Below are 24,502 nucleotides of genomic sequence, written 5' to 3' on the forward strand. Positions count from 1 at the left end.
CGACCATTCACGCTGTCCCAGAACTGAATATCCGCGGCAACGGGTTGCCCGTCGGCGTCGTCACGGTAGATTCCCGACCGATCACAGACCCGCGCCGCGTCCGTCGCGATTAGGAGTGGTTGTGACCTCTCGAACCAACACGAGGACCTCTCGAACCAACACGAGGACCGCTCGAACCGATACGAGTCCCGGACATCGCACCGAGGCGTGGCCGGTCAGTGCCTACCAGCGCGACGTGCTCGGTCTGGCGTTCCGCGTTGCGCCCGAACCCGTCGCGCAACAGACCTACAGCCTGCGCATCGACAGGCCGCTCGACATCGAGCGGCTGCAAGCCTGCTGGCGGCGGGCGCTGCTGGGCGACGACGCCTTCCGGCTGCGCTTCGAATTCGAGAACGGCGAATTCCGCCAATGGATGTCGGAGGAGATCGCGCCGGTCGAGATCGTCGACCTCACCGGCGCGCCGGATCCGGAGACCGAGGCCCGAGAATGGCTGTGGCGTGAGGCGGGCGCCCCCGCGCGCCCGGATGAGCCCGCCCGCGCGGTCGCCGTGGTGGATCGCCCCGACCGGTTCTTCCTGATGTTGTCGCTGCATCACGCGCTGACCGACGGCTACGGCATGAATCCGCTCGTCGCCACGATCGACGCGGGCTACAAGATGACCGACGTTCCGCTCGACCTGCTCGCGCGGCCGGAACCGACCGACGAGCACACCGACCGTTCCGCCGCCACCTATCGCGACATCGTCGAGGACGACGCGATGTACCGGGCCTCGGCGCGGTACGCGGCCGACCGCGCCGGTCTGCTCGCCGCGTTGCACGGTGTCGAGCCCGCGCTGTTCCCCGCGCGGCACGGCACGCCGAGAATGGTGCGCGGACACTACCGCACGATGATTCCCGGTGCGTATCTCGACCGGGTCCGCGCCACCGGTGTCTCCGTCTTCGCCTATCTGATGGCCGCGGTGGCGACCTATCTCACGACGATCCATCGCCGCGAGCAGGTGGTGATCGGCGTCCCGATGCTGAACCGACATTCCGCGCAGACGTATCGCACGCAGGGCCATCGCGCCAATGTGGTCCCGTTGCCGGTGCGCGTCGATCGCGATCTGCCGCTCGTGCGGATCGCGGAGCAGGTGTCCCAGCGGATCCGAGAGCTCAAGAAGTATCAGCGTTTCCCGTACGGCGAGCTGGCCCGTGCGGTGAATCCCGACCCGGCCGCGCCGCCGCTCTACGATGTGGCCTACTCCCACATGAAACTTCCCGACGCCGACCACGTGCACGAGCTGATCTCGAAGACCACGGTGCACAACCCGGGCACGGCGACGAACGCGGTGACCATCGTCTCCGGGGAGGACGGCCGGGACGGCACGCTCGGCATCCAATTGTTCTACGACGAGCGCGTTTTCGACGCGAACTTCCCGATCGAGGCGGCGGTGCGCAGTATCGCGACCATGCTCACCGCGTCGCTGGACCGGCCGGAGACGCCGGTGCGCGCGCTGCCGCTGCTGTCGGAGCGGGCGCGCGCCGAAATGGCGGCGTTCGAGGCGGGACCGCGTATCGAGTTCCCGGACACCACGATCGATCGGCTCTTCACCGCGACAGCGACCGACCATCCGAACCGGGTCGCGGTGATCTCCGCCGATTCGGGCAAGTCGACCTACGCCGAATTGCTCGGTCTGGTCGACGGTTTCGCCGCTCGCCTGCACGAACTCGGCGCGACCGGCAACGAATGCGTCCCGGTGATTCTGCCTCGATCGACCGAGATGCTCGTCGCCGTGCTCGCCGTCCTGCGCGCGGGCTGCGCGTACGTCCCCCTCGATCCCGACGCACCGACCGTGCGCCTCGAGGCGGCCATCACCGACTGTGGAGCCCGCTTCGTGGTCGCCGGAAGCGACCACGCACAGTTGTGCGCGGACCTCGGCCCGACTCGCGTCGCGGTGGACGACATCCGTCCCGGCGCCTTCGACAGCCGCGCGCGCCCGGACGCCCTGAGCTACCTGATCTACACCTCGGGCTCCACCGGGGAGCCGAAAGGGGTAATGGTCGAGCACCGTTCGGTTGTCAACCGGCTGACCTGGATGCAGCGCCGCTATCCGCTGGCCGCCGACGACGTGATCCTGCACAAGACGCCCACCACCTTCGACGTCTCGGTCTGGGAGTTGTTCTGGTGGGCCATATCCGGGGCTTCGGTCGCTGTGCTCGGTGGCGGCGGCGAGCGTGACCCGCGCCGGATCGTGGCTGCCATCGAGGCGAACGCAGTGACCGTCGTGCACTTCGTGCCGTCCATGCTCGCGGCCTTCGTCGACGAACTCGAGGCCGACCGCACCGCCGTGACGCGGGTCGCGAGCCTGCGCCGGGTGTTCAGCAGCGGTGAAGCGCTGCCGCCCGCGCTGGTCCGCCGCTTCTACGCCGCCTTCACCGCCGTCGGGGAAGGCGGTCCGCGGTTGGTGAACCTCTACGGGCCCACCGAGGCCACGGTCGACGTCTCGTCTTTCGATTGTCCGCTGCCCGACGACCCGCGGTTCACTCGAGACGACGCCGCGCACGACACGGTGCCGATCGGACGCCCGATCGACAATATCGACCTGCTGGTCCTCGACGAATCCGGCAGGCGGTTGCCGATCGGCGTGCCCGGCGAGCTGAATATCGCGGGCGTCGGTCTCGCGCGCGGCTACCGCGCTCGCCCCGACCTGACCTCGACCGCCTTCGTCGATGATCCGACGGTGCTCGGCGGCAGACGCTACCGCACCGGCGACCTGGTACGCCGCCGTGCCGACGGCGACCTGGAGTTCCTCGGCCGCCTCGACGATCAGGTCAAGATACGCGGCAACCGGATCGCCCTCGGCGAAGTGCGCGACGCGATCCTGGCCTGCGCGGGCGTACGCGCCGCCGTCGTCGTCGCCGAGCGGGCGCAGGGGCACGGATCGCAGCTGGTCTGCTATTTCGTCGGCGACGCCGTGACCGGCCCGGAGATCGCCGCGCGGCTGGCGATTCGCCTGCCCCGCTATATGATTCCGACCCGGCTCGCGCGCATCGAACGAATTCCGCTGACACACCACGGAAAAGCCGACCACAAGGCGCTGGCCGAGTTGGCGGACCCGGGGGCCACGAATTCCGGGGGCGCGTCGATCGAGCCTCGGACACCGGTCGAAGCCGAGCTGGCGCGGGTGGTGCGCACCGTGCTCGGGATCGAGTCCATCGGCGTCCACGACAACTTCTTCACCCACGGCGGCGACTCCATTCTCGCGCTGTCGGTGCGCACCGCCGCGGAACGCGCCGGCCTGTACTTCGACGTGGATACCTTCCACACCCATCCGACGATCGCTGAGCTCGCCCGGATCGTGTCCGAGGGACCGAGCGGCGACCGGCCGAGTGTGACCGATCGATTGGCGACGGTGCCGCTGATCGACCGCGCCGCCCTACAGCACGCCGAGGACGCCTTCCCCGCCACCGCACTCCAACTCGGCATGCTGTTCCACAGCATCGAGCGCGCGGGATCGGCGACGTACAAGGACGTCTTCCGCTATCGCCTCGACATGCCGTGGGACGCGGATCAATTCCGTGCCGCATTCGACCGACTCGTGCGCCGCAGGCCCGCCCTGCGCTCTTCCTTCGCACCGAGCGAGTATTCGATCCCCCTGCAGATCGTGCACGCCGCGATCGATGGCGAGCTCGAGATCGTCGATCTCGCCGAATTCGATCCGGCGGACGCCGCGCGAGAGATCGAGGACTACATCCGGGCGCGCCGACACGCCGACTACGACTTCGGCCGGGGGCCGCTGCACGCCGTGCGGGTGTTCCGGCATCGGTCCGGCCCCGCGCGGGCGAGCATCGATCTGGTGCTCAGCTTCCACCACGCCATCCTCGACGGTTGGAGTGTCGCGACCTCGGTCTTCGAACTGCTGGTCGACTATCTGAACAAGCTCGGACTGCTGGAATCCGATATCGATGACACGCCACAGCCCACCGGTGTCCTCGCCGAGTACGCACAAGCCGAAGTCTTAGCGGCGCAGAACGATTCGGCCCGTGAATTCTGGCGGACGACGCTGGCGGGCGCCGAGACGACCGCGCTGACCGGATTGGAGGTCCACGAGAGCGCGCGAGCGGCACGACGACCGCACTCGGCCGCGGTGCTGCCGCGCGGCCTCGCCGAGCGGGTCACCGCCTTCGCGGCCGGGCACCGACTGCCGGAGAAGGCCGTCTACCTCGCCGCGCACTGCCTCATGCTCCGAACCCTGACCGGCCGCGGCGATATCACCACCGGTGTGATCGGCCACGGTAGGCCCGATCGCGCGGGCGCGGAGAATTTCGCGGGCCTGTTCCTGAATACGCTGCCCATGCGGCTCGATGCCTCCGCGACGACCTGGCGCGAAGCCGTCGAACAGGTGGCTCGCCTCGAACGCGACTCCTATCCGTATCGGCGATATCCGTTGCGTTCCATCCTGGCCGACGGCGGACCCGCCATCGAGACGGCGTTCAACTTCGTGAACTACCACCTGTTCACCCCGATCCTCGGTTCGGACCGAGTCACTCTGCGCGAGTTCGACGTTCGCGAGGAAACCAACTTCCAACTGCTGGTAACGGTGGTCCGGGACCCGCGCGACGGCCGAATGCGGGTGCGAGTCGACGGTGATCGCGCGCTGACGCAGGAACAGTGCGACGCGGCCGCGGTGACGCTGCTGCGCATGTCGGCGGCGATCGTCGCGGACGTGGACGAGCCGATCGACCGCGCCACCGGTCCGGCCACCGCGCGCGACGTCGGCGCCCTGGTAGCCGACACGGCCGCGCTTCGTCCGCACGCCGTCGCCATCCGAGGCGATGAGTCCGCCATCACCTACGACGATCTGATCGAACGCGGCGAACGACTCACCCGGCGGCTCGGCGGAGCGGGCATCGGGCCAGGCGACCGGATCGGCATCCTGATGCGACGCCGTCCGGAAACGGTGCTCCTGGTGCTGGCGCTGGCGCGGATCGGAGCGACCTGCGTACCGCTCGATGTCGGCTACCCGCGGTCTCGCCTGAATCTGATGATCGACCGGGCACGCCCGCGCCGGGTGATCGCCGACGCCGACTTCGCCGAGATCGTCGACGATGCCCGGCTGGTCCTCGACACCGCGGACCTGTTCGCTCCGGCCGACGACGCCGCCACCGAATCCACCGTCCCCGAACACCTCTCCCCCGACGCGATCGCCTACGTGCTGTTCACCTCCGGCTCGACCGGTGAACCCAAGGGCGTGGCCATGTCGCATCGCGGCCTGACCGCGCTGGTGGACTGGCAGATTCGCAGCCGGTCGGGGCGCGACCCGGCCACCACGCTGCAGTTGGCGCCGTTGAGCTTCGACGTGGCGTTCCAGGAGATCTTCACGACCCTGGCGACCGGATCCACGCTGCGGGTGAGTTCAGCGGACTTGCGCGCCGACGTCGAAGAGCTACTGAATACGGTGGTGGACGAAGGCATCGAGCGCCTGTTCCTGCCCTACGTCGCGCTCCAGGCCTTCGCCGAAGCCGCGGTGGCGCGGCGCAGGTTCCCGGCGCGCCTCAAAGTTCTCGTGTCCTCCGGTGAGCAATTGCGCATCACCGGCGAGATCCGCGAACTGTGCCGCCGCGTGCCGGGACTGCTACTCGAAAATCAGTACGGCCCAACGGAATCACACGTCGCGACCACCTTCTCCCTGCACGGCTCTCCCGACGGATATCCGGCGCTGCCGCCCATCGGCCGTCCGGTCGACGGCGACACCGCCGAATTGCTCGACAGCGCACTGTGTCCGGTCGCCGACGGCGTGATCGGCGAGTTGTATCTCGGCGGCAGGTCGCTCGCGAGCGGCTATCACGACCGGTCCGGCCTGACCGCGCAGCGGTTCGTGGCGGCCGACGGCGGTGACATCCGCTACCGCACAGGTGATCTCGGCGTGCGCCTGAGTTCGGGCGACCTCGTCTGCCTCGGCCGCGGTGACAGTCAAGTGAAGATCCGCGGCTTCCGGGTCGAGCCCGCCGAGGTGGAGCTGTGCGTGCTCGGCCTGGTCGAGCGATACCCGGCCATCACCGAAGTGGCAGTGGTGGCACGGAGATTCGGCGGTGTCGACGGCGAACTGGTCGCCTTCCTGGTCGGTGCGTCCGAACAGACCGATCCGGCCGCGCTGCGCAACGACCTGCGCGAGATACTGCCCGCCCACATGGTGCCCGCCCGATTCGTCTTCGTCGCCGAACTGCCACGCACCCCGAGCGGCAAGCGCGACGACGGCGCACTGCGCTCGCTGGCCGAATCGGTGTCCGACCACGGCGGTGGCGCGCGACGGGAACCGGCCGACGAATACGAACGCTCGGCCGTCGAACTGCTCGCCGAATACGCGGGCCGCACCTCCATCGGCGTCGACGACGACTTCTTCACCTCGGGCGGCACCTCCATCGGCGCCATGCGCGCGGTCATGGCGCTGTCCCGGCGCTTCGACGTGGACGTGCCGCTGGATTCGTTCATCGGCGCGCCCACCGCCGCTCGACTCGCGGCGTTGATCCGCTCCGGGGATATCGGGAGCGCATTCGACCCGCTGGTCCCGATCATTCCCGGCGGCGCCGAGGCGCCACTGTTCCTGGTCCACCCCATCGGCGGAAATGTGCTGTGCTACTTGCCCCTTGCCCGCCAACTCGCTCGTGGCCGCGCGGTATACGGTCTCCAAGCGGCGGGCGCCGACGCGGGGAGCACACCGGAGACGACGATCGTCGGCATGGCCGAGTCCTACCTGGCGGCGGTTCGGCGGGTGTATCCCGAAGGGCCGTATCACCTGGCCGGATGGTCCTTCGGCGGATTCGTCGCACTCGAGATGGCGCGGCGACTGCCCGAACGGGATGTGGCGAGTGTGACACTGCTCGACACCATCGCGTTGCGCGAGCAAGCACGCGAACCCGTCGCCGACCGACAGCTGATTCGGTGGTTCTTCTTCGAATTGCTCTGGTATGCGGAAGGAAACGAGGTCACGAACGTCGAATTCGATCCCGACGACCACCGATCCGAGGAACTGTTCGACGCGATGCTCGCCCAGGCGATCCGGTCCGCCATCCTGCCCCCGAACAGTTCGCCGCGAACGCTGCGGCGACTCTACGAAGTGTTCCACGCCAACTACACGGCGATGCTCGAATATCCCCTCTACCCCTACGACCGCGACATCACCCTGCTGCGCGCCGAGGACGGGCTGCCACCGGGCGTGGATCTGGCCCATCGCACGGTAGGCAGCATGTTCGACAGCCAGGACAACGGATGGCAGCCCTACGCCGCCCGCCGATTCACCCTGATCCCGGTCCCCGGCGACCACCTGCACATGATGACCGAACCGCACGTCCGCGAAGTCGCGGCGCGGCTGGACTCGATACTCACTTCGGCAGATCGGCGCGAAGACCTCGACCGGAATACAACGCACCGATAGCCGGAACGGAGCCTAAGCTTCCGTGGTGACCATTCCGGCGTTCGACACCTGCCGCACCGATCCGCGATGAATACGCACTCGACCGCTATCGATTCCTCGAACCACCGCGTTCTGTCCGGCCACACCGGCATGGTGAACTCGGTGGCCTTCGGCGCCTGCGGCGGGTCGGTGTTGGCCAGCGGCTCCGACGACCGAACCCTGCGGCTGTGGGACCCGGCGACCGGACAACCGATCGGCGACCCGTTGACCGGCCACACCGCCGCGGTCAATTCGGTGGCGTTCGGCACGACCACCGAACGGGAATCGTTGTTGGCCAGTGGATCCCACGACCGAACCCTGCGACTGTGGGACCCGGCGACCGGACAACCGATCTGCGCACCGCTGACCGGCCACACCGGCCCGGTCTGGTCGGTGGCGTTCGGAGTGGACGCCGATGGCCGCCCGATACTGGCAGGCGGCTCCGGCGACAAGACCATCCGACTGTGGGACCCGACCACCGGACAGCAGATCGGCAAGCCGCTGACCGGCCACACCGACGCGGTGACCGCGCTGGCGTTCGGCACGGGAGCCGATGGCCGCCTGGTGTTGGCCAGCGGCTCCGACGACAAATCCGTCCGGCTGTGGGACCCGACCACCGGACAACGGATCGGCGCACGGCTGACCGTTCACACCGGCCCGGTGTGGTCGGTGGCATTCGGCGTCGACGCCGACGGCGCTCCGATATTGGCCAGCGGCTCCGCCGAGCGGACGATGCGATTCTGGGACCCGGCGACCGGGCAACCCACCGGAGCGCCGCTGACCGGCCACACCGGCTCGGTCTGGTCGCTGGCGTTCGGCGTGGACACACGGGGCCGCCCGCTGTTGGCCAGCGGCTCCAACGACAAAACCGTCCAACTGTGGGACCCCGTCACCAGGCAACCGATCGGTGCGCCGCTGACCGGCCACGCCGCCACGGTGTGGTCGGTCGCGTTCGGATCCGTCGACGGTGATCTGCTACTGGCGGACAGCTCGGTGGACATCCACATACGAACCCTGACTCGTCGGTGATTCCGCCGCGGGCAGCAGTGCCGCGCGGCATCCGACTAGAGTTCTCGGGTCGCGGCTTTCGGAAACCCCTCGAACACCTTCGGCGTCAGGAATTCGACACGGCTCGATTCGACATAGTTGTCGCGTTGTTCGAGAAAATAGCGCGTGTGCGACTGGCGCTGGTGGTACTCGAACGCCTCGCGATCGGCATAGACTTCGTAGATCATCCGCGACCGAGGTTCACCGTCGACGGTGTGTACCGCATACAGCAAAGTACCCGGCTCGTTTTCGGCGATGCGAGCGACCGCGTTCGAGGCGAGGCGATCGAATACGACTGCGGCGTCGGTATCGTGAAGCGTCAGCTTCACCACCAATGCGTACATGCCAGTACGGTAGCGCATCGATACCCCCACCTCGTTACGAATACGCGCGTCGGCGAGCAGCGGAGGCGTCGAACTGCCTCCGGCGGGCGTGTGACCGTATCCGCCGACGAGAGATGTCGCAGCCGGGGGAACTTCGCACCGTAGAAAATCCCTTCTACGAACACAATTCGTGACCTCGGACGCCGAATCCCCGGTACCCGGGCGCCCTCCCGGGTAGATTCGTCGATGTCGGCCCGATGTAGGCGCGCACAACCTCGGAGGGTCGAACGGATTGCCGAAGCAGCGGTTCCGGCCGCGCGGCGTCCGAGCGCGGCTGCACGAGGGGGGCTGATGACGCATCAGACGACACTGCTGTTCGTACACGGCACCGGGGTCCGCGGCGAGGAGTACGCACGGACGCTGCGGACGATCGAATCCTGTGTTGCGTCGAGGAACTGGCCTCTCACCGTCGCGGGGTGCTTCTGGGGATCGGCGGGCGCTCGCCGAGATCGAAAACTTTCGGTCCCGAACTACGACGCCACGAAAGGCACGGGGCTCCAGCCGGAACAGGAACAGCTGGAACGCTGGGCGGTTCTGTATCTGGACCCCTGGTACGAACTACGGCTGCTGCGGGGGATGCCGCCGACGCCCTATGGCGGTGGGCAGCCCCCCGCCGCGGCCTTACGGGCGACCATCGCCGCATTCCGCCCTTCCGAGGCACTGGCCCGCCTCCTCGCCGAAGACGACCTCACCGACCGATTCGCCGACGCGCTCACCGCCATGCGGGCGGCCGAAGTGTTCGAGCAGGCGATCGCCACGGCGCCACCGACCCCGCTCGAACATCGTTGCGCGATCGCGCGCGCGTTGATCGCGCACAGCCTGAAAGCGGCGATGGCCGAAGGGCTCCCGCCACTGGGCGGTGCGAAACGTGAGTTGTTGGTGGGGCAACTCGTCGCCGACCTGCGCGGGTCCGGCCTCGGGGTGGGGAATTTCCTCGTCGAGCAGGTCAAGCGATACCTGCCGCGGCCCATCTCCCACGTCCTGGTCGGTCATCGCGGCGCGCTGACGGATGCGACGGCGCTGCCCGCGGGTGACGTGTTGCGCTACCTCGCCAGGGGTCAGCAGATGACCACACTCCTGCGGAACGCGATCCTCGATACGGGCTCGGATTCGGTGGTGCTGCTGGGACATTCGCTCGGCGGCATCCTCTGCGTCGACCTCTTGGCCCGTGAGCGCATTCCGGCGGTGCGAACCCTGGTGACAGTCGGTTCACAGGCGCCCTTCCTCTACGAGATAGGCGCCTTGCCCAGCATCGAGCCGCCCGACTCGCTGCCGGAGCATTTCCCGCCCTGGCTGAATATCTATGATCATCGAGACCTGCTGTCCTATACCGCCGCCGAGACATTTCCGGACCGAGTCGTAGACCTTCGGGTCGACAACGGCGAGCCCTTCGCCGCGTCGCACAGCGCCTATTGGTCCAACGACGAGGTCTGGACCTCGATCGAGTCCGTGCTGCCGCGATGAGAACCTTCGGCCCGGACCGGGTGCTCGTGATCGCGGTCGGCATCGATGAATACCGGCGATCGGCCATGCGGCTGTCCGGCGCGGCGGCCTACGCCGAGCGCTTCGCGAATTGGGCGCTGCGACAGGGTGTGCCCGCGCACAACATAATGCTCGCATCCGGCGGAGCCGACCGGATCCCTGGGATTCGTCGGTGGGAGCCCACCCAGGCGGGCATCATCGATCTGCTGAGGGATGCCGCCACCAGGTACGATCCCGAGGCGACCGTGCTGCGGGAACCCGCACCGGAGCTGCTGCTGATGTACTGGTGTGGTCACGGACTGCTGCAACCGGGCCGCAAGCGCGTTCTGTTCACCTCCGACGCCGAGTCCGGCGCGTTGCGGGTTCACCTCGTGGAGGAGATCCGGAACTACCTCGGCTCGACGACCGTGAAAGGGGCGCTGGCCGATCAGATCATCTTCATCGACGCGTGTGCGGACTTCTATCACGAGCAGCACCTGAACGAACGACTCGTCAGGACTACCCTGAATATCGGAGACCCCAAGCGGGTCAGGCAGTACGTTCTGCACTCGACCAGCGAGGGGCAGAGCGCCGACTACGACAACATGACACGCTCGAGTGCCTTCTCCGACCTGATATTCCACTGGCTGGCGACGATGACTCCCGGAGAATTGGCTCCCGATATCGACACGCTCAACACCATGGTGAGAGCGCGCTTCGACGAATTGACGGCGGTGGGTGGCACCGCACAGACACCGGTCTGGCAGGTCGAAGACACCGGCGGCGCCAGCTATGTCTTGCGAGACGATCCCGGCCGAGAGATCGTCGAGAGTCTCCCCTTCCGGCATTTCGAGAAATCCTTCGCGAAACTGCTCGAGTGGTGGACGACGGCGCAGCGCGCGGGGACGACCGACGACGGCGCCCCGCCCGACATTCGCCCGCGGTTGATCGCCGCGTTGCGGCGCGGCGCCCCCGACCCGAGCATCGATGATCTCGACGCGACCGAGCTGGTCGCCCGAGTGTTCAGCGTGGACAAGGTCGAACGTCTCTTCGAAATTCTCCGCCCCTTCGCCACGACGGATCAGTCGATCCTCGATCTGTTGAGCCTGAGAATCCAGTGGTTTCAGGACCTGGAGGTAGCGCGCGTCGAACAGCATTTTTCGGACGCAACCAACCAGATGATCTTGAATGCGTACCTGCGTGCGCACCCGAGCGTCCCCGATCGTGCGAACTTGTCCATCACCACCGCCCTGCACGAACTCGCCGGACTCCCGGGGCGAGACGGAAAGAAGCCGCTGCACCGATTCATCGCCGACCTCGAAGAATCGACCAAGCGGACCGCACCCGACCGGTGGTTCGGAATTTCCGACGGTCAGCTCGCGGCACTGCGGAGAGATGCCGAGGAATCGCGCAAGGAGAGCCGCCGAATCGTCGTCGACATCGTCGGCAGCCGCGACATGAATCGGTTCGAGCCACCTTTCGAGATCGATGTGCACCTCTACGAGCCGGGCGGCAGTTGGGTCCTCGAGCATTCGGAAGGCGAACTGTCGCTGCCGCAAGTGCGGGCCGCGCTCAACATGTTCTTGGTACCCGGCGACGATTGCGTGCTCGGATTCAGAGTGCCCAGGGCAGCATTCGACGAGATTCCCGAGGCTTGGGAGTTCAGTGATATTTTCACCGCACCGACCGCACATTGGCGCCTGCGACAAACGCTCTTGCACAGCGCCGAGCGCCTGCGTGATCCCCGATTGCGCGGCAATTGGATCAGGAGACACCCGAGGATCAGGACCCGGCTCGCGGATCACCCCGACGATCTGCTGTTCTGGATCGAACACACGGAGCCGGAAGTCGTACGCAATAAAGTCGGTGACTCGAAATCCGCGTGTATAGGGATGGCGTTCACCCCCGCGACGAACGGGTTCGACGTGCGTAAGGATCCGCTCATGGCCGCCATCGTGGTCGGCGCGCCCTACATCATGTGGAGCACACACGACGGCGACGACCCCGTGACGACAGAACAGCGGTTGAGCAAGTTGATCGGTGAAGGCCCGTTCGACGAACTGCCCGCGCGCCTACACTACAGGCGGCAGAACAACGCGGAACAACTCGGAAACGCGGTTCGCCTGCTCTGGGACGACCCCGGACTGCTTCCGCCCCAGCCATATAGACCCGGCATGTAGGGAGAACACGCGGTGACCGAGCAATCCCCCATGCGACGATACGCGGGCTCCGACGCGGCGCCATCGACCGATACGATTCCGCCCGCACCGCCGTGGCGCGTATTCGATCGACCGGCGGCGTCCGAGCCCGGCCCCTTCCGAACGACCGGCGCCATGGTCGACGCGGTGAACGCCGCCCTGACGCTGCGTCGACCGTTGCTGCTGACCGGACCGCCGGGATCGGGCAAATCGTCGTTGATCGAATCCGTTGCCCGCCAACTGGATCTGGGTCCGGTGCTGCGCTGGCCGATCACCTCCCGGTCGACCGTGGACGACGCTCTGTACCGGTACGACGCCCTTGGGCGCCTGCACGCGCAACGATTGGCCGACGGCGGGCCGACGGAGATCGGCGACTACCTGCGACTCGGCCCGCTCGGCACCGCCTTGCTGCCGAGGTCCCGTCCGCGCGCGCTGCTCATCGACGAGATCGACAAAGGTGATATCGACCTTCCGGACGACCTGCTGAATGTCTTCGAACGCGGCGAATTCGAGATCGAGGAGCTGGCACGCCTGAAGAGTCGGAGCCCGTTCGACATTCAGCACGCCGACAGCACCGAGCACTCCCCGATCATCGCGGGGCGTGTGGTGTGTCAGGAGTTCCCGTTCGTCGTTCTCACCAGCAACGGCGAACGGGAATTTCCACCTGCCTTCCTGCGCAGGTGCATCCGGTTCCGAATGCCCGACCTCGGCGAGCAGGAACTGGCCGCGATCGTCACCGCCCACCTCGGTGCAGCCGCGGCGGGCGCGGCGACGGATGTGATCAAGGCCTTCGTCCAACGGTCGAAGAACCCCGGCGCGGTGGCCACCGACCAGCTGATGAACGCCATCTACCTGGTGACCGCGCAGGCGCCCGACGCGCAGGAGAGACAACGTATCGTCGACCTCGTCCTCGCGGAACTGAAATCCGAGAGCGCATGATCGAGGCTCTGGCCGCGGCACTGAACGGGCGGGCCGCCGAGCTGGACTGGCGAGATCTGGCCGATTCGCTGTGGCTGGCCGTCCACACACCCCGCTCGCCGGACGAACAGCACACCGAGCCCGTCGCCGCACCACCTCGACCCGACCCGCGGCGATTGTCGCCGAACCGTGAAAATGACCGGCTGCCAGGCGAGCTGCGGATCTCCGGCGCCCTGCGTCCGCTCCGACATCGTCGCCGCCCGAGTCGCAAGACCGGGGCCGACACCGCGCTGAACATCGACGAGACGGTCGAACATCACTGCCGGACCGGCGAACTGATCCCCATCGTCGAACCGGCCACCGAGCGTTGGTTCCGGGAGGCCGCCGTCGTGGTGGACGGGGGTCCGACCATGATCGTGTGGCGTGAAACGGTCGCCGCCTTCACCCGACTACTCACGCACGGAGGCGCTTTCGAACGAGTCACCCGGTGGACCCTCGACTGCGAGTCCGATCCACCGTTACTGCGCGATCGCAGTGGAACCGGCGGTCCCACCGGACAACTCGTCGACTACGCCGGGCGACGGCTGATCTTCCTGTTCAGCGACTGCGTTTCCGGCGCGTGGCGAGACAACCACGCGGCTTGGGACGCGCTCGAGCTGTGGGGCCGATACAACCCGGTGGTGCTCGTACAAACCCTGCCGTGGCGGCTGTGGCCCGCCACCGGACTCGCCTCCGGTGAGGTGACCGTATCGGGGTCCGGGCGCGGCGCTCCCAATCGGCTCCTGCGTGTGCGGTATCCCTGGTGGTCCACCGAGCAGCGCGCCACGGCCGCGGGCACGCCGGTCGTCACGCTCGACGAGTCCATGCTGGGCGACTGGGCCCGCATGGTGATGGCGTGCGGTCGACTCTCGGTTCCTGGCGTCGTCGCACCCGCGCCGGAACAGTCACCGTTCGAGAGTCGGCCCGCGCGTTCGGATGTCGACCCGCGCGAGATCGTCGAGAACTTCCGCGCGACCGCCTCCGAACCCGCGAATCGGTTGGCCACGCTGCTCTCCGCCGTCGAGGTCGACCTGACGATCACCAGATTGATTCTGCGCGAACTCGTTCCGGGCGGACGGCAGGTTCACATCGCCGAAGTGCTCGCGAGCGGGCTGTTCCAGCGCCCGAATCCGAACACTCCGGACAGTTTCGAGTTCACCTCGCGAACGCGCGAGATTCTCAACCAATACCTGAGCAAGACCACCGCTCTGGACGTGTGGAGCACTGTCGCGCCGCATCTGACGCGCACCGGCCGCCAGGGAACCTTCTCGGTCGTGCTCGAGCAGGCGGCGCGGAAAGCACAGCAGACCACGGCGATGGCTCGGATCGCCGGTGAGGTCGCCGACCGGCTCGGCATCGAACCGTGGAACGAGGCCCCACCCGACGCCGCGACGGCGGGGCCGTCGCAGCCAACGGGGGAATCTCGCCCGCTGACGGACTCGTCCGCGCAGCAGGAGCGACGCCGCGTCGAATTCCGCACCCGGCTGCTGACACGCGCCATGGGCAACTACGACAACAAGGGGTGGTGGTTCTGTGGGCGTCGCTCCGCACTGGCCGCCATCACCACCTGGCTGGGTTCTCCCGAACCCGATCGGTCGATGCTTGTGGTCACCGGTGCGCCCGGCTCGGGCAAGTCCGCGGTGCTCGGGCTCATCGCGGTACTCGCCGATGCCGAGTACCGCACCGACGCCGTCCGAGTCCTCGACCTGCCACCGGAGGTGATCCCGGCGGTGGGCGCTGTGCACGTGGCGATCTACGCGCAGAACCTGAGCGTGGATCAGGTGCGCGACGGCATCGCGGCCGCCGCGGGCGTGACAGCCGCCACCGTCGACGAACTCGCCCGGGCCCTGGCGCGGCGGCCGACGGTGCTCACCGTTCTGATCGATGCCGTCGACGAGGCGACCGACGGCCATGCGGTGGCCAGAAAACTGTTACGCCCTCTGATCGATCGCGCGGAAGGCAGACTGCGCCTGCTGATCGGCGCGCGCCGATCCGTGCTCGAAGACCTCGGCGCGGGCCGTGACACGATCGATCTCGACTCGGACCGATACGCCGACCACGCCGCGACGATCGATTACATCGAACGGGTCCTGCGCGGATCGTTCCCCGGAACCGTCTACGCCGATCGCGAACCGGAACAGGTCCGAGCGATCGCCACCGCGGTCGCCGATCAGGCCCGCGGATCATTCCTGGTCGCCATGCTCGTAGCCACCGCGCTGTCCGGCGCGGACACGATTCCGGACCCGGGCGATCCTCGGTGGCGTCGCAGCCTGCCGAGACTCCCCGGCGAGGCGATGGCGCGCGATCTACGTTCCCGGCTCGGCGACGCCGCGGACCGCGCTCGGAATCTCCTGCTTCCCCTGGCTTTCGCCGAAGGCCAAGGACTGCCGGACAAGGAACTGTGGGCGCCGCTGGCCGCGGGCATCGCCGGTGTCGAATACAAACACGACGACTTGACCTGGCTCTTCCGCACGGCAGGCTCCTACGTGGTCGAAGCCCATGAAGCCGGATACTCGGCCTACCGCCTCCATCACCAAGCCTTGGCCGACCATCTCGCCACGGATCTGGCGCTCGACGTGGTGCACGCCAAGTTCGTCGAAGTCCTGCGCCTGCGCGTGCCGAGGCTGCCCGACGGCAGGCTCGACTGGTCCGGCGCGCACCCCTACATCCTGCGCCACTTGGCCACACACGCCGCTCACGCCGGGTTGGTGGACGAACTCGTGACCGACACGGACTACCTCGTGCACGCCGAACCCACCGCCCTGCTCGCGGTCCTGAGCACCGTCGTCACCGCGCCCGCGCAGTTGACCCGAGCGGTGTACCGCTGCTCCGCCACACATCACCGCCGACTCCCGCCCGCGGGGCGCCGCCAAGTCCTCGCCGTCGATGCCGCCCGGTTCCAGGCCGGGGACCGACAAGAGCAACTGAACCGCACCCTGGACTGGCCTGCCCGCTGGGCGACAGGCAATCTCGCCGATCCAGCACACCGAGCGACCTTCACCGGACATGTGGGCGCGGTGACCTCGGTGGCCTGCATGACCATCGAAGGCAGGCCGGTCGCCGTCACCGCCGGGCACGACCGGACGGTGCGCGTGTGGGACCTCGACGCGGAGCTCGAACGCGCCGTCCTCACCGGACACGCCGACTGGGTGACCGCGACGGCCTGCGCGGTCGTCGACGGCCGACCGGTCGCCGTCACCACCTCCTTCGACGCGACAGCGCGCGTATGGGACCTACGCACCGGCGCCGAAATCCTCGCATTCACCGCACACACCGACACCGTGACATCGGTGAGCACCACACTCGTCGACGGCCGACCGGTCGCCGTCACCACCTCCTTCGACGCGACAGCGCGCGTATGGGACCTACGCACCGGCGCCGAAATCCTCGCATTCACCGCACACACCGACACCGTGACATCGGTGAGCACCACACTCGTCGACGGGCGTCCGGTCGCCGTCACGACCGGACGCGATCGAACGGCGCGGATATGGGACCTGCGCACCGGCGCCGAAATCCTCGCATTCACCGCACACACCGACTGGGTGACCGCGACGACCTGCACCGTCATCGACGGTCGCCCGGTCGCCATCACCACCTCCTACGATCGATCCGCGCGGGTGTGGGATCTGACGGCCGGGGTCGCGGTCGCGGAATTCACCGGACACAGCGACCCGGTGACCGCAGTGGCGTGTGCGTACATCGCCCACGAGCCTGTCGCTGTCACAACCTCTTACGATCGGCAGATCCGGATCTGGGATCCGCGGACCGGGATCGAGCGCGCGGCATTCACCGGACACACCAATTGGGTGAGCGCGGTGGCGTGTACCGGAGTCGACGGCCACCCGGTCGTCGTCACGGCGGGCTGGGACCAGAGCGTGCGCGTATGGGATCTCGATGTCTCGCACCACATGCGCAAGGCGTCCGTGCACACCGATCTCGTTCTCGCGGCGGCCGTGCACGCCGTGCCGGGATCCGGCCTGGCTGTCACCGCGGGCCGTGACGGCACCGCGCGGGTGTGGGATCTGAGCGACGGTACCGAGCACACCGTCTTCACCGGCCACACGGACTGGGTCACGGCGGTGGCATGCGCCTGCGTCGACGGCGATCCGGTCGCGGTGACCACCAGCCGCGACGACACCGTACGGGTATGGGACCCACGCACGGGGATCGAACGGACGAAATTCACCGGCCACACCCACTGGGTCACGGCCGTGGCATGCACCAGCGTCGACGGCGATCCGGTCGCGGTGACCACCAGCCGCGACGACACCGTACGGGTATGGGACCCACGCACGGGGATCGAACGGACGATACTGACCGGGCACACCAATCCGCTGTGCGTGGCGTGCACGACGGTCGACGGCACTCCGGTCGCCGTCACCGCCGGTGACGATCGGACAGTACTGGTGTGGGACCTCCGACTCGGCGTGCTCTCGAAGAAGCTCCACGGCCATACCGGTTCGGTGAATGCGGTGGCCTGCACCGATATCGACGGTGTGCCGCTCGCCGTGACCGCGGGCAAAGACAGCTCCGTACGGATCTGGGATCTGCGCTCCGGAACTCTCATCGGCACGTTGACCGGCCACACCGGGGCGGTCAACGGGGTAGCGTGCGCCGACATCGACGGCACCCCGGTCGCCGTCACCGCAGGCGCCGACCAGTCCATACAGATCTGGAATCTCCGCACGATGTCTCCCGAGACGGTCATCGATTTCCCGACTCCGCAGCAAGTCGTTGCGGTGAGCGCGGAATCCGAGATCCTGCTCGCGCTCGGCAATGACATCGCCGTGCTCTCCCGGCGCTCGTGACCGGAACGACTCCGCCCGGCGCGGCAATGGACGGTGTTCGCGCAGCGCATCCACCGATCACCGGACAGTCGCGCCGCGAGGGAAGTTAAAGTAGCAAGATGTCGTCGCGACCAGCGGGTTCGAGCGAACGTGAAGAGGGCGTGCCTGGCCTCCGCAGCATCCCGGTCGGCCGATGATCGCGGGTGTGCTGCGCGAGACCGCGGCCGACGAACGACGGGTGGCGGTCACCCCCGCCGATGCGCGTCGGCTCGTCACGGCGGGCCTGGATGTGGTGGCGGAGACCGGCGCGGGCACGGGCGCCGGGTTCGACGACAGTGCCTACGAGTGCGCCGGAGCCCGACTGGTCTCCGACCCGGCAACGGTTTTCCGGGCGGCCGATCTGGTCACCTGGGTGAAACCGCCGCTGTACGAACTGGAATCGATGCCGCTACGGCCGGGGCACGTGCTGATCGGCTTCCAGGATCCGCTCGCACGTGCCGCATCGATCGCGCGGCTTCGGCGCCGCCGTGTGGAGTCGGTGGCATTCGAACAGGTGCCCGCGGACAGCGGGGAAGACATCGACGCGCTGTCGGCCATGAGCCGCATCGCGGGGGAGGTGGCCCATGAGGAAGGGCACGGTTTGTTGACAGCGAACGACCATGATCGCCCGGTGCGGACGTTGGTGCTCGGCTGCGGGCACGCGGGACTGGCCGCCCTCGCCGCCTCGGCGCGACACGGCGACGAGACGTTCGCCGTCGGACACAGGCCGGAACAACGACACCGGGCGATCCGACACGGCGCGAGCCGATTCCTTCTCGATCTCGAGATACCGGCATTGCTCGCCGACGAACAGATCGATCTGATCATCTGCGCTGCGGTGCGCCGCGGGTCGCCCGCACCGATACTGCTCGGCGCCGCCGAGATCTCCGCGCTGCGGCCGGGAGCGGTGGTCGTCGATCTCGTCGGCAAAGCAGGCGGAAACTGCGTCGCCACGGAAATAAACGCGACGGTGTCACTTCCCGGCGGTGTCACCGTCACCCATCGCTCGAACTACCCGTCCCGCAGGCCCGTCACAGCGAGCCACGCCTACAGCGCCGCCGTGACGGCGATGCTTCTGACTCGACGCCGCTGATACCTCGCCGTTCGGCTTTCACGGACGGCCGCGCCGCGGCATCGAACGGGGAATCACCTCCGCGTAGGGCAGGTCCGTGTCTCCGCCGCCCTCGCCGCCGGTGACGGCGGCGGCGAACTGCGCGTTGTAGAGCAGGCTGTAGGCGCCCCGCGCCTCGAGTAGCGACTCGTGGGTGCCCTGTTCGACGATCTCGCCCTTCTGCATCACGACGATGGTGTCGGCATCGCGAATCGTCGAGAGCCGGTGCGCGATGACGAAACTCGTGCGGTCCCGGCGCAGCGCCGCCATGGCGCGCTGAACCAGCACCTCGGTGCGGGTGTCGACGGAGCTGGTGGCCTCGTCCAGGATCAGAATCGACGGCTTGGCCAGGAAGGCTCGCGCGATCGTGATGAGCTGCTTCTCACCGGCGCTGACACCGGAGCCCTCCTCGTCGATGACCGTCTCGTAGCCGTGCGGGAGCGTGTGCACGAACCGGTCGACGTACGCGGCGCGGGCCGCCTCGAGGATCTCGTCCTCGGTCGCATCCGGATCGCCGTAGGCGATGTTCTCGCGAATCGTGCCGCCGAACAGCCAGGTGTCCTGCAGCACCATGCCCATACCCGAGCGCAGCCGGTCGCGGGTGACGGCGGTGATGTCGACCTCATCGATGGTGATGGCGCCGGAATCCACCTCGTAGAACCGCATCAGCAGATTGACCAGGGTGGTCTTACCCGCGCCGGTCGGCCCAACGATGGCCACCACGTGCCCGGGTTCGGCCACCAGCGAGAGGTTTTCGATGACCGGGGTCTGCGCCTCGTAGCGGAAGGACACGTTCTCGAACGCCACCCGGCCGCGATCGATCCGCCGCGAATCCACCCGATCAGGATCCGGCGACTGTTCCTCGGCGTCGAGGATCTCGAAGATGCGTTCGGCCGAAGCCACCGCCGACTGCATCAGGTTCATCATCGCGCCGATCTGGGTGAGCGGCTGGGTGAATCCGCGCGAGTACTGGATGAATGCCTGCACCTCGCCGAGCGACAGCCGGCCAGAGGCCACCCGCAGACCACCGACCACGGCGATCAGCACGTAGTTCAGGTTCCCGAGAAACATGATGGCGGGCATGGTCAGGCCCGAGATGAACTGCGACCTGAACGAAGAGTTGTAGAGCTTGTCGTTGGTCTCGGCGAACCGCTCGCCGACCTCGTTCCCGCGACCGAAGGCGCTGACCACCTCGTGGCCGGTGAAGGCTTCTTCGACATGCGCGTTGACCTCGCCGGTGAACTTCCACTGGTCCTTGAAGTACGGCTTGGAGCGCTTGGCGATCTGCGCGGTCACCATGATCGCCAAAGGCACTGTCAGCAGCGCGATCAGGGCGAGCAGCCACGAGATCCAGAACATCATGATCAGGATGCCGATCACCGACAGCACATTGATGATCAGCTGAGACATGGTCTGCTGCAAGGTCTGCGCGACATTGTCGACGTCATTGGTGACGCGGGAGAGCACGTCGCCGCGCGGCACGGAGTCGAAGTAGCGCAGCGGCAGCCGGTGCAGTTTGTCCTCGATCCGGGCGCGCAGCCGGTTCACGGTCCGGTTGATCACGATGATCAACAGCTGGGTCTGCAACCACTGGAACACCGAAGCGCCGATATAGAGGGCCAGCACCCCGGCCAGCACGTGCCCGACGGCCGTGAAATCGATTCCGGTGCCGGGTATCACGTCCATTCCCGCCAACATGTCGGCGAAGGTGGTGTTGCCCTGTGCGCGCAGGTTTTCGACCACTTGGTCCTTGCTCTGCCCGGCGGGCAGCTGCTTGCCGACCAGACCGTCGAAGGTGAGATTGGTTGCTCTACCGAGGATCTGCGGACCGAGGGTGTTCAGCACCACCGACCCCACGGCCAGCAGGAAGACGACCACCAGGTAGGCCCGCTCGGGGGCGAGCATGCGCAGCAGACGCTCGAGCGAGGGACCGAAGGACTTCGCCTTCGCGCGCGGCGCACCGGGATCGGCGGCTCCGGGCCTGCTCATCGCACCTCCTCCGCGCTGAACTGCGACTCCACGATCTCGCGGTAGTCGTTACAGTCCCGCAGCAATTGGTCGTGGGTGCCGATCCCGGCCATCGCGCCGTCCTCGAGCACCACTATCTGATCGGCCGAACGAATCGTCGAGATCCGCTGCGCCACGATGACGACCGACGCATCGGCGGTCTCCGGGCGCAGCGCCTCGCGCACCCGCGCGTCGGTGGTGACGTCCAGTGCCGAGAAGCAATCGTCGAACAGGTAGATCCTCGGTTTTCGCACCAGCGCGCGGGCGATGGCCAGGCGTTGACGTTGGCCACCGGAGACCGTCGTACCGCCCTGTGCCACCGGTGTATCCAGACCTCGCGGCATCTCGCGCACGAAGTCGGCGGCTTGCGCGATCTCCAACGCGTGCCAGAGCTCCTCGTCGGTCGCGTCGGGCTTGCCGTAGCGCAGATTCGAGGCCACCGTGCCGGAGAAAAGGTACGCCTTCTGCGGGACCAGGCCGATCTCCGAACGCAACGACTCCAGGGACAGCTGCCGCACATCTGTGCCGCCCACGAATACCGCGCCGCCGGTGACATCGATGAGTCGCGGAATCAGATTGATCAGCGTGGTCTTGCCCGCACCGGTCGCTCCCACGATGGCGGTGGTGGCGCCCGGCGCGGTCCGGAATCGGATATCCCGCAACACCGGCTTGTCCGCGCCGGGGAACTTGAACTCGGCGAAGGACAGGTCGACGGTGCCGGGATCGCTCTTGAACGGTTGCGGCACAGGGGGATCGGCCACCGAGGACTCGGTGGCGAGCACCACGCCGATGCGCTCGGCCGAGACCGCGGCCCTCGGCGCCGTCACGGCGAGCAAGGAGGCCATGATGACCGCCGTCAGGATCTGCATGATGTAGGCCAGCATCGCGGTCAGCACGCCGATCTGCATCTCCCCCTCGTCGATGGCGTGCCCCCCGAACCAGATAACGCCGACCGTTGTCAGGTTCGAGATCAGCATGACCACAGGGAACATGAGCGACACGTACTTGCCGACATAGAGCGACTGCCGGGTCAGCTCGGTATTGGCGACCCCGAAACGCCGGGTCTCCTGCCGCTCCCGCACGAACGCGCGCACCACGCGGATTCCGGTGATCTGTTCGCGCAGTACCCGGTTCACCGCATCGATACGGACCTGCACGCGTCGGAAGCCCGGCACCATGCGGCTGATGATGAAGCCCATCGAAAGACCGAGCGCGGGCACCGCGATCAACAGCAGCCAGGTCAGCTGCGAACTCTGGCGCAGCGCCATGAAGATGCCGCCGAGGCAGGTGATCGGGGCCATGACCAGGATCGAGGTGCCCATGACGATGAGCAGTTGCACCTGGCCGACGTCATTGGTACAGCGCGTGATGAGCGACGGCGCTCCGAACACGCCGACCTCCCGCGCGGAAAAGGTGCCGACTCGGCGCAGCAGAGCCGCACGCATATCGCGGCCCGCGCCCATCGCGGCCTGCGCGCCCAGGTACACCGAAATGGTCTGGGCCACGATCTGAATGCCCGCGACCAGCAGCATCCAGTTCCCGCTCGACCAGATATAGCCGATATCGCCCTTGGTGACGCCGTTGTCGATGATGTCGGCGTTCAGCGTCGGCAGATCCAGCGTGGCGATGACCGAGATCAGCTGGAATACCACGACCCCCGCCAACTGTTTACGGTAAGGCTCCAGAAAGGTGCGCAGCAGTCGGAACAGCACCGTTGTCACCGAACCATCTGAGACGAATCACGGAAGAGCACTCGAAACCAACTCCTTTTCGATGAGCCGAAAGTCTTCACCGACGCCGAGAACAGGCCGTCCGGAATGTTCACCGCTACGACGACCGCGGCATCCGCGCCAGAGTGTCCGAGACGAGATCCTCGGAGATGTCCTGGATCAGGTCGACGCCATCGGGACCATCCAGCGTGAACGCGAGCCCGGAGACGGACTTCTTGTCCCGCTTCATCGCCGTGATCAGCTCCGCCACCGATACTTCCGCGGGCAGCGCGACCGGCAGGCCGTAGGATTCGACGACCTCGCGATGCTCGGCCACCCGAGCCGGTCCGATCCGCCCCAGCGCCCCGGCGAGCAACCCGGCGAACACCGTTCCCACCGCGACCCCCTCGCCGTGTCGCATCGCGAAACCGGTGGTCAGTTCCAGCGCATGACCGAGGGTGTGCCCGAAATTGAGCCGATGCCGTATTCCGGTGTCGCGCTCGTCGGCGGCAACGATATTCGCTTTGAGGGTGACGCCCGCGACGATCTGCCGCTCCAGCGGAAGGCCGAGCAGATTCGGCGAACCGATGAAGTGACAACGTGCGATCTCGCCGTACCCATTGCGCAATTCACGCGGGGGCAACGTCGAAAGATAGTCGGTGTCACACAGCACCGCGGCAGGCTGCCAGTACGCACCGATGAGGTTCTTCCCGGACGGCAGATTCACCGCGGTCTTCCCGCCGACACTGGCATCGACCTGGGCCAGCAGAGTCGTCGGCAGGTGCACGACCGGCACACCGCGGTGGTAGAGGGCCGCGGCCAGACCGACGACATCGGTGGTCGTGCCGCCGCCGCATGCGGCCACCGCGTCGGAACGTGTCAGCCCGAAACGCGCGAACTCCGCGCACAGGGCTTCCACCGCGCCCAGATTCTTGTCCTGCTCACCGTCCCGGAACGGAATCGACAGCGTTTCCACGCCCGTATCCGGCACCCAGTCCGGCGGGCGCGCCGACACCACGACCACCCGTCGCGCACCGAGGTCGCGCAATACCTCGGACAAGAGAAACCGAACCCCCGAACCGACCACCACGTCGTACGAGCGCTCGCCACAACAGACCGGAACTCGGACAGTCATTACCGCGATACCCCCTTCCTCCCAGGTCGATTCGACCGCCCGCGATCGGCGGCCGCGCCGCCACGGCGCGAGTCTCGACGGTAGACGCCGACAGGGCCGCTGAGATCCCCCAGCCTGACAGTACTTTCGGCGCCTCGGGTGCAGCCGTGTTCGGCGTCCGGCTGGTGGCCGGACGCCGAACAGCGACCGCGAACCCGTGGAGCAGTTGCGAAAGGGATAACCGAACACGAACC

General features: G+C 67.4%; 11 protein-coding genes. 7 read left to right on the forward strand and 4 right to left on the reverse strand.

Translation table 11 applies throughout. The features are described 5' to 3' along the window. The first annotated feature begins 121 nt into the window (after nt 1-121). Together IT779_RS25565 and IT779_RS25570 are read left to right on the forward strand one after the other, a co-directional pair. Nucleotides 122-7,414 (forward strand): non-ribosomal peptide synthetase, encoded by a 7,293-nt coding sequence (locus tag IT779_RS25565; RefSeq protein ID WP_196151945.1) that lies wholly within the window; start codon nt 122-124, stop codon nt 7,412-7,414. Between the two features lie 66 nt (nt 7,415-7,480). Next, nucleotides 7,481-8,461 carry a WD40 repeat domain-containing protein gene (locus IT779_RS25570; RefSeq protein WP_196151946.1) on the forward strand — a complete coding sequence of 327 codons (981 nt, stop codon included), beginning with the start codon at nt 7,481-7,483 and terminating at the stop codon, nt 8,459-8,461. Nucleotides 8,462-8,496: 35 nt separating this feature from the next. On the opposite strand, the gene IT779_RS25575 is transcribed toward IT779_RS25570, so the two are convergent. After that, a complete protein-coding gene (locus IT779_RS25575; protein ID WP_196151947.1) occupies nt 8,497-8,823 on the reverse strand; it encodes a putative quinol monooxygenase in 327 nt (108 codons plus the stop codon). Between the two features lie 330 nt (nt 8,824-9,153). Here IT779_RS25575 and IT779_RS25580 point away from each other — a divergent pair, with 330 nt between their 5' ends. The 5 genes from IT779_RS25580 (at nt 9,154) to IT779_RS25600 (ending at nt 19,400) form a co-directional block, all read left to right on the forward strand. After that, on the forward strand, nt 9,154-10,326 hold the full coding sequence (locus IT779_RS25580; protein WP_196151948.1) for an alpha/beta fold hydrolase: 1,173 nt from the start codon (nt 9,154-9,156) through the stop codon (nt 10,324-10,326). After that, nucleotides 10,323-12,503, forward strand: a complete 2,181-nt coding sequence (locus IT779_RS25585) for a VMAP-C domain-containing protein (protein ID WP_196151949.1) — start codon at nt 10,323-10,325, stop codon at nt 12,501-12,503. The genes IT779_RS25580 and IT779_RS25585 overlap by 4 nt, the downstream gene beginning before the upstream one ends. A gap of 12 nt (nt 12,504-12,515) precedes the next feature. Further along, complete coding sequence (locus tag IT779_RS25590) at nt 12,516-13,460, forward strand: AAA family ATPase (protein ID WP_198428908.1); 945 nt, start codon at nt 12,516-12,518, stop codon at nt 13,458-13,460. Continuing rightward, nucleotides 13,457-18,289: an SAV_2336 N-terminal domain-related protein gene (locus tag IT779_RS25595; protein WP_196151950.1), complete on the forward strand. Its 4,833-nt coding sequence runs from the start codon at nt 13,457-13,459 to the stop codon at nt 18,287-18,289. The genes IT779_RS25590 and IT779_RS25595 overlap by 4 nt, the downstream gene beginning before the upstream one ends. Nucleotides 18,290-18,461: 172 nt before the next feature. After that, nucleotides 18,462-19,400: a Rossmann-fold NAD(P)-binding domain-containing protein gene (locus IT779_RS25600; RefSeq protein ID WP_196151951.1), complete on the forward strand. Its 939-nt coding sequence runs from the start codon at nt 18,462-18,464 to the stop codon at nt 19,398-19,400. Between the two features lie 18 nt (nt 19,401-19,418). Here the strand turns inward: IT779_RS25600 and IT779_RS25605 are convergent, their stop codons facing one another. From IT779_RS25605 to IT779_RS25615, 3 genes are all read right to left on the reverse strand, one after another. Further along, nucleotides 19,419-21,407, reverse strand: a complete 1,989-nt coding sequence (locus tag IT779_RS25605) for an ABC transporter ATP-binding protein (RefSeq protein ID WP_196151952.1) — start codon at nt 21,405-21,407, stop codon at nt 19,419-19,421. Continuing rightward, a complete protein-coding gene (locus IT779_RS25610; protein WP_196151993.1) occupies nt 21,404-23,137 on the reverse strand; it encodes an ABC transporter ATP-binding protein in 1,734 nt (577 codons plus the stop codon). The genes IT779_RS25605 and IT779_RS25610 overlap by 4 nt, the downstream gene beginning before the upstream one ends. Nucleotides 23,138-23,252: 115 nt before the next feature. Then, nucleotides 23,253-24,194 carry a 3-dehydroquinate synthase family protein gene (locus tag IT779_RS25615; RefSeq protein ID WP_198428909.1) on the reverse strand — a complete coding sequence of 314 codons (942 nt, stop codon included), beginning with the start codon at nt 24,192-24,194 and terminating at the stop codon, nt 23,253-23,255. Nucleotides 24,195-24,502 lie beyond the last annotated feature (308 nt).

This window comes from Nocardia bovistercoris (assembly GCF_015674855.1).
In the GTDB taxonomy this organism is placed as follows: Bacteria; Actinomycetota; Actinomycetes; order Mycobacteriales; family Mycobacteriaceae; genus Nocardia; species Nocardia bovistercoris.

Coding starts and splice junctions, on each gene's coding strand:
- IT779_RS25570 (WP_196151946.1), top strand. CDS start 7,481: ATGAATACGCACTCGACCGCTATCGATTCCTCGAACCACCGCGTTCTG.
- IT779_RS25575 (WP_196151947.1), bottom strand. CDS start 8,823: ATGTACGCATTGGTGGTGAAGCTGACGCTTCACGATACCGACGCCGCA.
- IT779_RS25580 (WP_196151948.1), top strand. CDS start 9,154: ATGACGCATCAGACGACACTGCTGTTCGTACACGGCACCGGGGTCCGC.
- IT779_RS25585 (WP_196151949.1), top strand. CDS start 10,323: ATGAGAACCTTCGGCCCGGACCGGGTGCTCGTGATCGCGGTCGGCATC.
- IT779_RS25595 (WP_196151950.1), top strand. CDS start 13,457: ATGATCGAGGCTCTGGCCGCGGCACTGAACGGGCGGGCCGCCGAGCTG.
- IT779_RS25600 (WP_196151951.1), top strand. CDS start 18,462: ATGATCGCGGGTGTGCTGCGCGAGACCGCGGCCGACGAACGACGGGTG.
- IT779_RS25605 (WP_196151952.1), bottom strand. CDS start 21,407: ATGAGCAGGCCCGGAGCCGCCGATCCCGGTGCGCCGCGCGCGAAGGCG.